General features: G+C 62.2%; 11 protein-coding genes. 4 read left to right on the top strand and 7 right to left on the bottom strand.

Annotated elements, in window-relative coordinates; all coding sequences use genetic code 11:
* Positions 1-5: 5 nt before the first annotated feature.
* Positions 6-761 (bottom strand): histidine utilization repressor, encoded by a 756-nt coding sequence (gene hutC, locus ACJ8HA_RS07365; RefSeq protein WP_025302564.1) that lies wholly within the window; start codon positions 759-761, stop codon positions 6-8.
* A 180-nt stretch (positions 762-941) separates the two neighbouring features.
* On the opposite strand from hutC, the gene ACJ8HA_RS07360 reads away from it, so the two are divergent.
* The 3 genes from ACJ8HA_RS07360 (at position 942) to ACJ8HA_RS07350 (ending at position 3,940) form a co-directional block, all read left to right on the top strand.
* On the top strand, positions 942-2,312 hold the full coding sequence (locus tag ACJ8HA_RS07360) for a formimidoylglutamate deiminase (RefSeq protein WP_262237219.1): 1,371 nt from the start codon (positions 942-944) through the stop codon (positions 2,310-2,312).
* Entirely contained in the window at positions 2,312-2,869 is a 558-nt protein-coding gene (locus ACJ8HA_RS07355; RefSeq protein ID WP_442515275.1) for a HutD/Ves family protein, read from the top strand. Before ACJ8HA_RS07360 ends, ACJ8HA_RS07355 begins: the two co-directional genes overlap by 1 nt.
* Positions 2,870-2,938: 69 nt before the next feature.
* Positions 2,939-3,940 carry a LacI family DNA-binding transcriptional regulator gene (locus tag ACJ8HA_RS07350; protein ID WP_060432927.1) on the top strand — a complete coding sequence of 334 codons (1,002 nt, stop codon included), beginning with the start codon at positions 2,939-2,941 and terminating at the stop codon, positions 3,938-3,940.
* 41 nt (positions 3,941-3,981) lie between these two features.
* Here ACJ8HA_RS07350 and ACJ8HA_RS07345 read toward each other — a convergent pair whose 3' ends face one another.
* From ACJ8HA_RS07345 to ACJ8HA_RS07325, 5 genes are all read right to left on the bottom strand, one after another.
* Complete coding sequence (locus tag ACJ8HA_RS07345) at positions 3,982-5,424, bottom strand: sucrose-6-phosphate hydrolase (RefSeq protein WP_197828379.1); 1,443 nt, start codon at positions 5,422-5,424, stop codon at positions 3,982-3,984.
* Positions 5,421-6,680, bottom strand: a complete 1,260-nt coding sequence (locus ACJ8HA_RS07340; protein WP_025302569.1) for an MFS transporter — start codon at positions 6,678-6,680, stop codon at positions 5,421-5,423. The genes ACJ8HA_RS07345 and ACJ8HA_RS07340 overlap by 4 nt, the downstream gene beginning before the upstream one ends.
* A gap of 168 nt (positions 6,681-6,848) precedes the next feature.
* Complete coding sequence (locus tag ACJ8HA_RS07335) at positions 6,849-8,153, bottom strand: MFS transporter (protein ID WP_025302570.1); 1,305 nt, start codon at positions 8,151-8,153, stop codon at positions 6,849-6,851.
* A 90-nt stretch (positions 8,154-8,243) separates the two neighbouring features.
* Positions 8,244-8,630 (bottom strand): GFA family protein, encoded by a 387-nt coding sequence (locus ACJ8HA_RS07330; protein WP_025302571.1) that lies wholly within the window; start codon positions 8,628-8,630, stop codon positions 8,244-8,246.
* Positions 8,631-8,674: 44 nt separating this feature from the next.
* On the bottom strand, positions 8,675-9,373 hold the full coding sequence (locus ACJ8HA_RS07325) for a DAPG hydrolase family protein (RefSeq protein ID WP_025302572.1): 699 nt from the start codon (positions 9,371-9,373) through the stop codon (positions 8,675-8,677).
* A gap of 93 nt (positions 9,374-9,466) precedes the next feature.
* Here ACJ8HA_RS07325 and ACJ8HA_RS07320 point away from each other — a divergent pair, with 93 nt between their 5' ends.
* Positions 9,467-10,111: a TetR/AcrR family transcriptional regulator gene (locus tag ACJ8HA_RS07320; protein ID WP_099782280.1), complete on the top strand. Its 645-nt coding sequence runs from the start codon at positions 9,467-9,469 to the stop codon at positions 10,109-10,111.
* A gap of 56 nt (positions 10,112-10,167) precedes the next feature.
* On the opposite strand, the gene pckA is transcribed toward ACJ8HA_RS07320, so the two are convergent.
* Positions 10,168-11,787 (bottom strand): phosphoenolpyruvate carboxykinase (ATP), encoded by a 1,620-nt coding sequence (pckA, locus tag ACJ8HA_RS07315; protein WP_197828382.1) that lies wholly within the window; start codon positions 11,785-11,787, stop codon positions 10,168-10,170.
* Positions 11,788-12,165: the final 378 nt, after the last annotated feature.

Genomic DNA, 12,165 nt, shown 5'->3' with positions numbered 1-12,165 from the left:
GGGGATCAGACTTCGCTGGTGAAGCGGCCGAACAGTTGATAACGGCTGCCGGGGTACAGCAGCCTGGCCGAGGTCACCACGGTTTTGCCGGACCAGGTGCGGCGGTGGATCAGCAGGCCGGGTTCGTGGTCTTCCAGCTGCAGCAGCTCGCTTTCGCGCCGGGTGGGGATCACCGCTTCGACGATGTGTTCGCCGGCGGTCAGCGGCGCGGCCTGCGTCAGATAGGTGTAAGGCGTGACGCGGTCGAAATCCTGCTTCAGGTAATCCGGCGCCACCAGCGGGTTGACGCAGCGGTCTTCCACCTGCACCGGCACGTCATTTTCGTAATGCACGATCTGCGAGTAGAACAGCCGTTGGCCGGGTTGAATGCCCAGCGCCGTCGCCTCTTCCTCGCTGGCCGGGCGGGCCTTCAGCTCGAGGATCTTGCTGCTGTGGCGATGACCGCGCGCGGCGATCTCATCGGCGATGTTGTGCACTTCCAGCAGCGCGGTATGTGCCTTGGCTTCGGCGACGAAGGTGCCGACGCCCTGCATGCGGATCAAAAAACCTTCGCTGGTCAGCTCGCGCAACGCGCGGTTGATGGTCATGCGGCTGACGCCCAGTTCCGCCACCAGTTCACTTTCGGAGGGCACGCGCTGGTGCGGTTGCCAATGTCCCGCACGAATTTGATTCACGATCGCCTGTTTGACCCGTTGGTAGATCGGGGCGGGGGCATCGCTCATTGCAGCCGCCAGTTGTAACACGGTCTGTTGTTCAGCCACGACGTTAACCTCGTCAAATAAAAAAATAATAACACCAGTTTACTGTTGATGTCGGCGTATGTATATGTATATACAACTAGTGGCCGTCGCGCCAGAAACTTGCCGGCGACCGCCAAAAATTCCTGAATGCGCGCCATCGCCGCGCCTCATTCGCCGTTACATCAACCGTGGAATACTGCCATGCCTGCTTATTTTGCCCCACGCGCTTTGCTCCCTGAGGGCTGGGCGCATAACGTCCGGCTGGACGTCGATGCGCAAGGTTATCTGACTCAAGTTACCGCCAACGCTGAGCCGCAAGGCTGCATCCGGCTGCACGGCGACGCGGTGCCGGGCATGCCGAACCTGCACTCCCACGCTTTCCAGCGCGCGATGGCCGGGCTGGCGGAAGTGGCGGGTAATCCGCAGGACAGCTTCTGGACCTGGCGCGATCTGATGTACCGCCTGGTGCAGCGCCTGACGCCGGAGCAGGTGGAGGTAGTCGCCCGTCAACTGTATATCGAAATGCTCAAGGGCGGATACACCCAGGTGGCCGAATTCCACTACCTGCATCACGACGCCGACGGCAAGCCTTACGCCGATCGCGGCGAGATGACCGGCCGCCTCAGCGCGGCCGCGCATCAGGCCGGCATCGGCATGACGATGCTGCCGGTGCTTTACAGCTACGCCGGTTTCGGCGCCCAGGCGGCCCAGCCGGGGCAGAAACGTTTTATCCAGGACACCGAAAGCTATCTGCATCAGCAGCAGGTGATTGCCCGTCAGCTGGCGGATCGCCCGTTGCAGAACCAGGGGCTGTGCTTCCACTCGCTGCGTGCGGTGGAGCTGGGGCAGATGCAGCAGATTTTGGCCGCGTCGGATCGCACCTTGCCGGTGCATATTCATATCGCCGAGCAGCAAAAAGAGGTGAACGACTGTCTGGCGTGGAGCGGACAGCGCCCGGTGGCCTGGCTGTATGACCACCTGCCGGTAGATCAGCGCTGGTGTCTGGTGCACGCCACCCATCTGGATCGCGACGAGCTGGAAGCGCTGGCGCGCAGCCGCGCGGTGGCCGGCCTGTGCCTGACCACTGAAGCCAACCTCGGCGACGGCATTTTCCCTGGCGACGCTTACCTGCAGCAGCAGGGGCGCTGGGGCATCGGTTCCGACAGCCACGTTTCGCTCAACGTGGTGGAAGAGCTGCGCTGGTTTGAATACGGCCAGCGGCTGCGCGATCAGCGTCGCAATCGCCTGACGACACCGGAACAGTCGGCGGTGGGCGATGTGCTGTACCTGCAGGCGCTACAGGGTGGCGCGCAGGCGTGCGGCGCGCCGATCGGCCGGTTGCAGAGCGGCTATCGCGCCGACTGGCTGGTGCTGGACGGCGACGATCCGTATTTGGCGGCGGCGCCGGACGCCTCGATCCTCAATCGCTGGCTGTTCGCCGGCGGCAAGGAGCAAATTCGCGACGTGTTCGTCGGTGGCCGGCAGGTGATCGAGCAGGGGCGGCACGCGCTGCAACAGCAGAGCAGCGCAGAGTTCCTGCAGGTGCTGAAAACCTTTCAGCAGGAGGCGTAATGAGCCTGACCCGTTTTAACTTCGCCGCGCTGCCGGTCAGCCCGTGGCGCAAAGGCGGTGGGGAAACCCGTGAAATCGTCAGCTGGCCGCCGGGCGAGCCGGATTTCGACTGGCGCGCCAGTATCGCCACCATCGCGCAGGACGGGCCGTTTTCCGCCTTTGCGGGCATCGATCGCTCGATAACGTTGCTGGAAGGCGACGGCGTGCGGCTGTTCAGCGCCGGGCATATCGACCATCAGTTGGCGCGTATCGGGGAGCCGTTCGCCTTTTCCGGCGACGTGGCGCTGGAAGCGACGTTGCTGGGCGGCGCCAGTCAGGATTTCAACATCATGACACGCCGCGGCCGGCAGGCGGCCGAGGTGCTGCGCAGCACGGTGCCCGTCACCCTGTCACCCAACCGGGCGGGCGTGCTGTATGTGCTGAGCGGCGTTTGGTCGCTGCCGGAGGGCGGAGAACTGCGGGCGCGCGAGGGTGTCTGGTGGAGGGCGGCGGGCGGCGAAGTGGCGCCGCTGACGGCCGACGGCGCGATCCTGTGGGCGAACATCACAGCCTGCTAACGCAGAGTAGAGTCCTGCGCCCGGTTATGGGATTATTCACTTTTCCCCATTAATCATAAAGAAGGGCGCATGGCTTCGCTGAAAGACGTCGCAAAACTTGCCGGAGTCTCGTTGATGACGGTGTCCCGCGCCATCAATGAACCCGGCAAGCTGCGGCCGGAAACCTATCACCGCGTCAAACAGGCGATCGACCAGTTAGACTACGTGCCGGATCTGTCGGCGCGGCGTATTCGCGGTGACGGAAATCGCGTGCAGACGCTCGGCGTGCTGGCGCTGGACACCGCCACGACGCCGTTCTCGGTGGAAATGATCCTGTCGATTGAAAAAACCGCGCGTGAGCGCGGCTGGAACAGCTTCGTCGTCAACCTGTTTGCCGACGACAACGCCGAACAGACCGTCGATCTGCTGTTGGCGCATCGACCGGATGGGGTGATATTCACCACGATGGGGCTGCGTGAGGTGACGCTACCGGCCAAACTGCTGGACAAAAAGCTGGTGCTGGCCAACTGCGTCAGCCCGGCGCATGCGATCGCCAGCTACATTCCTGATGATGAGCAAGGGCAGTATGACGCCACGCGCACGCTGATCGCCAAAGGCTATCGCGCGCCATTGTGCATTCATTTACCGGCGGATACGCTGGCGGCGGGGCTGCGCCGCCGCGGTCTGGAACGCGCCTGGCGCGAAGCGGGGCGCGATGTTGAACAGCTGCGGCAGTATCATCTCGATCTGAGCGCCGGCGATCAAAGCTATCGCGACTGCGTCGCGTTGCTGGAGCGGCATTTCTCAGCAGAACGGCGCGATTGCGATGTCGTGGTGTGCGGAAACGATCGGATAGCGTTTCTGGTGTATCAGGTATTGCTGGCGCAAGGATGGCGGATACCGCAGCAGGTGGCGGTGCTGGGCTACGACAATATGGTCGGCACCGGTGAGCTGTTCCTGCCGGCATTGACGACGGTGCAGCTGCCGCATTACGAGTTGGGCCGCCTTGCGGCGCTGCATGTGATTGAGCGGCGGGAACAGCGTGATACGGTGAAAGTGCCTTGCCCGCTGTTGGAGCGTGGTTCGCTGTAGCCACACCGGGCGCGCCGCTGCGCGCCCGGCGCTCATTCCCATTACCCCCAGATGCTCGCCAACTGCCATCCCGTGATGGGCTCGAACTGCGCCCGGCCGCCTTCGGCGAACAGGCGGAGACGGCGATCGCCCGCCGTCGGATAGAAGCGGCTGGTCAGGCAGGCCTCTCCCTGATTCACGAAGATTTCCAGCGATGAGCGATCGATAAAGATCCGCAGCGACAGGATGTCACCCTCCGGCAGCGGCACACTGCGGCAGGTGCACAGGGCGGGGTTTTCATGAAAACGCTCCAGCACCAGTCGGTGCGCCTGATTGTCGACAAACAGGCGCGCCGCACTCCCGATAGCCAGCCCGTAACGCTCGGCGTCGTTGTCGGCCGGCCTCAACGTCAGGGTGAGTTCCTGCACGTCGTTCGTCAGCGGCAGATGCTGATTGGTCAGCGTCTGCGCCAAAAACGTGTGTGGCTCTCGGCGCAGCGCCGCCAGTTCACGCGCCGGGTTCATGCGGACGCTGCCGTCGGCGGCCAGCGTCAGTTCGCGCGGCAGGGTGAGGGCGCCGGCCCAGCGATGCGCTTTGCTGGGCATTGGGGATTCCCACATATCCATCCAGGCAAACAGCAGCCGACGGCCGTCGGCGGCGGTGAAGGTTTGCGGCGCATAGAAATCGTGGCCGGCATCCAGCTCACAGAAGGGCTGGGTCACCGTAAAGTCGCCGTCCGGCCGCCAGTGGCCGAGCAGATAGCCGCTCTGGAAGCGATTGCGATAGCGGTAGCCCTGCGCCGCCACCCCCTGCGGCGAAAACAGCAGCAGGTGTTGCTCCCCCAGCGGGAAGAAATCCGGGCATTCCCACATATAACCCTGATGCGCCGTTTGCGCGCCGGCCAGCACCCGATCGAAGCGCCAGGCGCGCAGGTCGGCAGAGCGGTACAGGCGCACCTGGCCCAGGCCGTTTTCTTTGGCGCCGACCACCAGCCACCATTCGCCGTTTTCGCACCAGACTTTCGGATCGCGAAAATGCTGAATGCCGTCCGGCGGGGCCAGTACCGGCCCGTGTTTGATGAAGCGTATGCCGTCTTCGCTGGTGGCCAGACATTGCACTTCCCGCACCTGGCTGTCGTCACCGGATTCGCCCAGCCACACGTGGCCGGTGTAAATCAGCGTCAGCACACCGTTGTCATCTACGGCGCAGCCGGAAAAGCAACCGTCTTTGTCATAGGGCGCATCGGGTGCCAGGGCGATGGGCTGATGCTGCCAGCGTATCAGGTCGCGGCTGGTCGCGTGCCCCCAGTGCATGGGGCCCCAGTGTTCGCTATAGGGGTGATGCTGGAAGAAGGCATGATAGACGCCGTCAATACAGATCAGGCCGTTGGGATCGTTGATCCAGCCGGCGGGCGGCGCGAGATGGAACTGCGGGTAGTAATCGTCTCGGCGCTCTGCACGCAGGGCTTCGACCGCATGGTCGGCTTGAGCTAAGGCAGTGTTCATTGGACAGACTCACTTGATTTAATGGCGGATTGAAAGGGGGCTACGCTGGCGGAACGTTCGCCGCGCAGCAGGAAACAGGAGACAAGCGTCGTGGCGGCGACCGCGCAGCCCATCAGCAGATAGGTGTCGGCAAAGCCGATGCGGTCATAACCGTAGCCCGCCAGCGGCGACAGGAAGCTGGCCATCACCTGGGTGATGAACTGGAAGCCTACCAGGTACAGTGTGGAGGAGAGTCGGCTGTCAAAGCGGCTCGCGATGTATTTGAAGATAGCGATCAGCAGGATTGGCAATTCTACGGCGTGCAGCAGTTTCATGGCGGAGATCATCAGGGCGCCGCTGACTAAGCCGGAACCGAACATGCGCAGCGCCATCACGCCACCGGCCAGCAACAGCCCCTGTTTGGCGCCGATGCGGTTCACCAGCAGCGGCGCCAGGAACATGCCGCCGGCCTCGAGGAAGACCTGCAGCGAGTTGAGAAAACCGTACATCTCGTTGCCCTGTGCGCGAGAAGCGAACTGTGAAGCGAAGTAGACCGAAAATTGCTGATCGAAAACGTTGTATACGCTGATCCCCAGCACAAACACCACCAGTGCCCAGAAGCCGGGCATGCGCAGCAGCGCCAGCGCGTCCTGCAGCCGCAGGTTTTCCGGTTTGCCGAACGCCAGGCCGGCCATGGCGTTCGGCTTCAGCTCGCGTACCTGGCTGAGCAGCACCAGGAACACCACGGCGGCGGCGGAGGCCAGCCAGAAATTGATGTTCGGATTGATATTGAAGATAAAACCGGCCACAAAGGTGGCGCTGGCCCAGCCGAGCGAGCCCCACATGCGGGCGCGGCCGAATTCGAAACCGCTGATGCGGCTGACTCGCTCGGTATAAGATTCCAGCGCGCCGATACCGGCGAAGAAGGTCGCGCCGATGAACACCCCGCCGACCAAAGCGCCGAGCGGCAGGCTGCTCGCCAGCAGCGGGGCGTAAACGTAGATAAAGAACGGGCCGGTCAGCAGCAGCATCACGCCGAGAAACTGCAGCAGGTGTTTGCGCAGCCCAAGTTTATCCTGAATAAACCCGTACAGCGGCTGGGCGCACAGCGCCACCAACGAGATAGCGGAGAAGATCAGGCCGGTCTCGGCGCCTTTCAGGCCGATCTTCTGATTCAGCCACAGCGAGATCAGCGAAAAGCTGGAAGACCAGGTGAAGAAAAAGAAGAACAGCAGGCCGCTGAGCAGCACGTAATATTTTTTAGTTTCGCGGTTCATGGGTAGGGCCCCGGTGAGTGAAGTTAGCTCTATTGTTAACGTTAACTCGCGAAGGGATGAAGCGGCCAGATATCACGCATGAGATGTTAATCACAAAAGTTAACGTTAACATTTGTGCCTTGTGATCGAGGTCACGAGTTGGCAAGGGGGCGATGTGCCCCCGGAGGATTAACGTTCGTTAAGTGAGCGCAGATGATCGTCGCGGCGCAGCGTCATCAGCGCAAACAGGCTGACCACCGAGGTGGCGACCACGTAGTAGGCGGGAATGTCGATATTACCGGTCTGTTTGATGAGGCCGGTGATAATCAGCCCGGCCGAGCCGGAAAACACCGCATTGGACAGCGAGTAAGCCAGCCCCAAACCGGTATAGCGCACCCGGGTCGGGAACATCTCCGCCAGCATCGCCGGGCCGGGGCCGGCCAGCAGGCCGACTACGGCGCCGGCGACCATCACTGCCAGCCCTTTGGCCCACAGTGAACTCTGCGCATCCTGCAACAGGTGCAGCAGCGGGAAGGTGAACAGGATCACCGCCGCCACCGCCGTCAGCATCACCGTTTTACGCCCCAGTTTGTCGCTGATGATGCCCGCCGGCAGAATGGTCAGGGCGAAGCCGACGTTGGCCAGCACCGTCGCCACCAGCGCCTGCTGGAAGGTGGCGTGCAACGAGGTTTGCAAATAGGAAGGCATCACCACCAGGAAGGTATAGCCGGCGGCCGACCAGCCCATCATGCGGCCGATGCCGATCAATATGGTTTTCGCCACGCCGCCCAAGCTCGCCTCCTGCGGTGCGGCGCTGTGTTCCGCGGCCTGTTGCGCCTGGGTAAACGTGGGCGTCTCTTCGAGCTTGAGCCGCAGCCACAGCGCCACAGCGCCCATCGGCAGCGCCAGCAGGAAGGGAATGCGCCAGCCCCAGTCATGCAGCTGCTGCACGCTGAGCAGCGCGGCCAGCAGCGCCACCAGCCCGGCCCCGGCCAGCAGGCCGAGCGCGACGGTCAACGATTGCCAGGCGCCGAACAGCCCGCGTTTGCCCTTCGGGGCGAATTCGGTCATCAGTGATACGGCGCCGCCGAATTCGCCGCCGGCGAACAGCCCCTGAAACATGCGCAGCAGCGTCAGCAGCAGCGGGGCGGCGACGCCGATCGAGGCATAGGTCGGCATGACGCCGATCAGTGCGGTGGCCAGCGTCATCAACAACAGAACCGCAATCAGCGTCGGGCGACGGCCGATGCGATCGCCGATGCGACCGAAGATCACCGCGCCGATCGGCCGGCAGAAAAACGCCAGCGCGAAGGCGGCGTAGGTGAGGATCAGGCTGGTGACTTCATTTTCACCCTGCAGCGTGAAAAAATTGGCGGCGATGACGGTAGCCAGGAACCCGTACACCCCGAACTCATACCATTCGATAAAGTTGCCAACCGAGCCGGCCAGCAACGCTTGACGCGAACGGCGCGCGTCGAGAGTCTGTTGATTCATCCCCGTTCCCATACATTTGAATTATTGTTCGTCAGTTCTAAATTTATACGACAAAACAATCAATTGATTTCAGCGGGAACTGTGAGGCGCTCAGCGCATGCCGTCGATATGCCACCATTCGGGGCAAACATCGGCGAACGCGTGCGAGACCGGGCGCAGCTCCGGCAGATCGGCCCGATCGAAGCTGCCGGTGCTCAACGCCACCGTCGGCTCGTCGTCGATCGCCCCCAGCGTGCTGCCGCAGCGCGGGCAAAAGGCGCGGCTGGAATAGGGGGAAGAGCGGTAGAGCGTGGGCATGCCGCCCGGGCCGTTCCACTCGACGGCCTGACGCGGAAATTCGACCCAGCAGAGCGTCGGTGCACCGGAGTGGCGCCGGCAAAATTCGCAGGAACAGCTGTGTGGGTTACCGGGCAGGCCGTGCACCTGAAAGCGAATATGTCCGCACAGGCAGCCGCCGCTATAGCCTGGATTTTCCATGAGTTCTCCGTCATCGCGAAAAAATAACAGGCCCCGCCGGTGGCTTACCAGAGTAACGGCGCCGGCTCGCGGCCGTTTTCGGCATAGTACAGCGACGGCAGGAACTGTGCCAGATAGCTGAACTCGTTGTAGCAGTGGCGCATCAGGTTAAACCCGATGTCGTCCGAGAGTTCGTCGTGGGCGTTGGCGCAGGCTTTACCCAGCAGGAAACGGCTGCGTAGCACGCACCCGTACGGCGTATCGCGCGCCAGATGCAGCATCTCGCCGTCGCAGGGATCGCCGTTGTCATCCAACGCCACCTGATCGCCGAAGCCGATGCGCGCACACACGGCGGCGGAGAGCGCCTGCGCATCACGCGCCTGGCGCAGCGGCTGCGGCGCGAAGAAGTCCTCGGCGGCGTGGAATTTGAGGCGCGCCGCGACCGGCGGCAGCTCCGCCAGCCATTCGACCGCTTCGATGCTGGCGCCGACGTAGCTTTCCCCTTTTTTCCAATGGCGGTCCCAGCCGCGATGTTCGACGTGATCGTGCGGGTGCCACCAGTTGATGTGCTGCGTGTTCTCAAAGAAGGTGAACCACCAGTCCAGCATGCGCCCCTTGCAGCCGTGCAGATCGGTACGGACCGCGACGGTCAGCAAACCGTCGGCGCTGCGACTCAGCCCCATCTCCAGCCGCAGCGGTTCAGGTTTGAGCAACTCGTTGATATCGTTAACGCCCCAGGGCGCCAGCAAGGAAGGATGTGTCATAATGGGTTCCTGTTTTATTTTGGAAACGAATTGTGTTTCCAAAATAAAGTTATGCCGCTATGCTGAGTCTGTCAATGCTTGTGAGGAATAAATATGGCGAACCCGAATGAAGAACCGCTGCGTGCTCGCGGCCGGCCGGCCACGCCGGAAACGGCGCTGCGCGCCGCGCTGGCGCAGGCGACGCTGGCGTTGCTGCTCGACGGCGGCTATGCCGCGGCAACGGTGGATGCGGTGGCGAAACGCGCCGGGGTGGCTAAAAAAACCCTGTATCGCTTTGCGGCCAATCGCGACGAACTGGTGGCGCAGGCGGTGAGCGGCTGGACCGAGGCGTTTCAGCCGGCCTTCGCCCAGGATGCCGGGCGGTGGGAGGCGGTGGCGCCGCTGTTGGAAAAAGGGCTGAAGGCGGTGGCGCAGCAGGTATTGAGCGCCGAAGCGGTGGGGATGTTTCGGCTGCTGCAAAGCGAGTTTCCGGGGCGCGAGGCGCTGCTGGACAGCTATCAGCGCAACGGCATTCTGCGCGGACGGGCGACGGTGGCGAACTGGCTGCGGCGCCAGCAGCAGTGCGGGTGGCTGCGTGAGCGTGACTGGGCGCAAACCAGCGATCTGCTGTTGGCGATGGCCATCGCCGAACCGCTGCGGCAGATGACGCTGGGGCTGTTGCCGCCCGGCAGCGCGATCGACGAGCGCATCGCGGCGGCGGTGGCGCTGGTGATGCCGGGTTTGCTGGCGGAAGGATGAAAACAAGAAAGGGCCGAAAGTTCGGCCCTTAAACAGCAGGATGCAAAACGTCTGCGTTACAGCTTCGGCCCGGCGTTCACCAGCTTTTCGCCCGCCTGGGTGACGGTATATTTGGCGAAGTTATCGATAAAGCGCTGCGCCAGATCCTGCGCTTTCTCCTGCCACAGCGATTCGTCGGCGTAGGTTTTGCGCGGATCGAGGATCGACGGATCGACGCCCGGCAGCGCTGTCGGCACTGCCAGCCCGAAGATCGGCAGCGTGAAGGTGTCGGCCTGTTCAATGTCGCCATTCAAAATGGCGTCGATGATGCCGCGCGTATCTTTGATCGAGATACGCTTGCCGCTGCCGTTCCAGCCGGTGTTGACCAGGTAAGCCTGGGCGCCGGCGGCCTCCATGCGTTTCACCAGCACTTCGGCGTACTGCGTCGGGTGCAGCGTCAGGAAAGCGGCGCCGAAGCAGGCGGAGAAGGTCGGCGTCGGGGCGGTGATGCCGCGCTCGGTGCCGGCCAGCTTGGCGGTGAAGCCGGACAGGAAGTGGTACTGGGTTTGCTCAGGCGTCAGGCGCGACACCGGCGGCAGCACGCCGAAGGCGTCGGCGGTCAGGAAGATGATCTTGCGCGCATGGCCGGCTTTGGACACCGGTTTGACGATGTTCTCGATATGATAAATCGGATAGGAGACGCGGGTGTTCTCGGTTTTGCTGGCGTCGTCGAAGTCGATGCTGCCGTCGGCCCGCACGGTGACGTTTTCCAGCAGCGCATCGCGGCGGATCGCCTGATAGATTTCCGGCTCCGCCTGCGGCGACAGCTTGATGGTCTTGGCGTAGCAGCCGCCTTCGAAGTTGAACACGCCGTCGTCGTCCCAGCCGTGCTCGTCATCGCCGATAAGCTGGCGTTTCGGATCGGTGGAGAGGGTGGTTTTGCCGGTGCCGGACAGCCCGAAGAACACCGCCACGTCGCCTTGCTCGCCGACGTTGGCCGAGCAGTGCATCGAGGCGATGCCCTTCAGCGGCAGCAGGTAGTTCATGATCGAGAACAGGCCTTTTTTCATTTCGCCGCCGTACCAGGTGCCGCCGATCAGCTGCATGCGTTCCGTCAGGTTGAAGGCGACGAAGTTCTCCGAATGCAGCCCTTGCTGCTGCCAGTCCGGGTTGGTGCATTTGGCGCCGTTCATTACCACGAAGTCCGGCTCGAAGTCCGCCAGTTCGGCGTCGCTCGGGCGAATAAACATGTTTTTCACGAAGTGCGCCTGCCAGGCCACCTCGGTAATGAAGCGCACTTTCAGGCGCGTGTCGGCGTTGGCGCCGCAGAACGCGTCCACCACGAACAAACGCTTGCCGGAGAGCTGGTTGCCCACCAGCGTCTTCAGATGCTGCCAGACTTCCGGCGAGAGCGGCTGGTTGTCGTTCTTGCCGGTGCCGTTGTCCGACCACCAGACGGTATCGCGCGTGGTGTCGTCGCGCACGATGTATTTGTCCTTCGGCGAACGGCCGGTGAACTCACCGGTCGCGACGTTGACCGCACCCAGTTGGGTGAGGGTGCCGCGTTCCAGCGGCGGCAGGTCGGCGCGGGTCTCTTCGGCGAACAGCAATTCATAGCTGGGGTTATAGACGATATCGGCGGCCTGATGGATGCCGTAGCGAGCGAGAGTTTGTGGGGTAACAGCGCGTGAAGACATATTCTACTTCCTTATGAGTCATATTATGCCTCTTTCCCGAGCGGTGCCGCGCGCAGGATTAAGGTTCGGATCAAGCTGACCGGATTCAGCTACTGCGTTTCCGGTTCTTTATTAATAAAACAGGGGGCTTTTTCGCCCTCCTATAGCATAGCAGCGAATTTAAACCTGCTTACTTTAATTACAAAATGCTGACGATAATTAATTAAAACCAACCTTGGCGGAGGGTCACAATATTGAATTCCGTCGGTGTAATTTAGTTTTGCATTTTTATTTTTTATCATATCTTCAGGGCTGTCTACTGTTTTATTTCTTATTAGAAAAAGCGAAATCCACAATAGGATTTTTCGTAATCATTTGTTTTTGCTTGGCAATGGCGGG

Source organism: Serratia sp. CY33802 (genome assembly GCF_052169095.1).
In the GTDB taxonomy this organism is placed as follows: Bacteria; Pseudomonadota; Gammaproteobacteria; order Enterobacterales; family Enterobacteriaceae; genus Serratia; species Serratia bockelmannii.
The sequence above is the reverse complement of the archived record's forward strand: the minus strand, read 5'-3'. Positions and strand labels throughout refer to the sequence as shown.

What these genes read in the sequence shown, in the direction of transcription:
- ACJ8HA_RS07330 (WP_025302571.1), bottom strand. Translation starts at nt 8,630, where the DNA reads ATGGAAAATCCAGGCTATAGCGGCGGCTGCCTGTGCGGACATATTCGC.
- ACJ8HA_RS07350 (WP_060432927.1), top strand. Translation starts at nt 2,939, where the DNA reads ATGGCTTCGCTGAAAGACGTCGCAAAACTTGCCGGAGTCTCGTTGATG.
- ACJ8HA_RS07355 (WP_442515275.1), top strand. Translation starts at nt 2,312, where the DNA reads ATGAGCCTGACCCGTTTTAACTTCGCCGCGCTGCCGGTCAGCCCGTGG.
- ACJ8HA_RS07345 (WP_197828379.1), bottom strand. Translation starts at nt 5,424, where the DNA reads ATGAACACTGCCTTAGCTCAAGCCGACCATGCGGTCGAAGCCCTGCGT.
- ACJ8HA_RS07335 (WP_025302570.1), bottom strand. Translation starts at nt 8,153, where the DNA reads ATGAATCAACAGACTCTCGACGCGCGCCGTTCGCGTCAAGCGTTGCTG.
- ACJ8HA_RS07325 (WP_025302572.1), bottom strand. Translation starts at nt 9,373, where the DNA reads ATGACACATCCTTCCTTGCTGGCGCCCTGGGGCGTTAACGATATCAAC.
- ACJ8HA_RS07340 (WP_025302569.1), bottom strand. Translation starts at nt 6,680, where the DNA reads ATGAACCGCGAAACTAAAAAATATTACGTGCTGCTCAGCGGCCTGCTG.
- pckA (WP_197828382.1), bottom strand. Translation starts at nt 11,787, where the DNA reads ATGTCTTCACGCGCTGTTACCCCACAAACTCTCGCTCGCTACGGCATC.
- ACJ8HA_RS07360 (WP_262237219.1), top strand. Translation starts at nt 942, where the DNA reads ATGCCTGCTTATTTTGCCCCACGCGCTTTGCTCCCTGAGGGCTGGGCG.
- ACJ8HA_RS07320 (WP_099782280.1), top strand. Translation starts at nt 9,467, where the DNA reads ATGGCGAACCCGAATGAAGAACCGCTGCGTGCTCGCGGCCGGCCGGCC.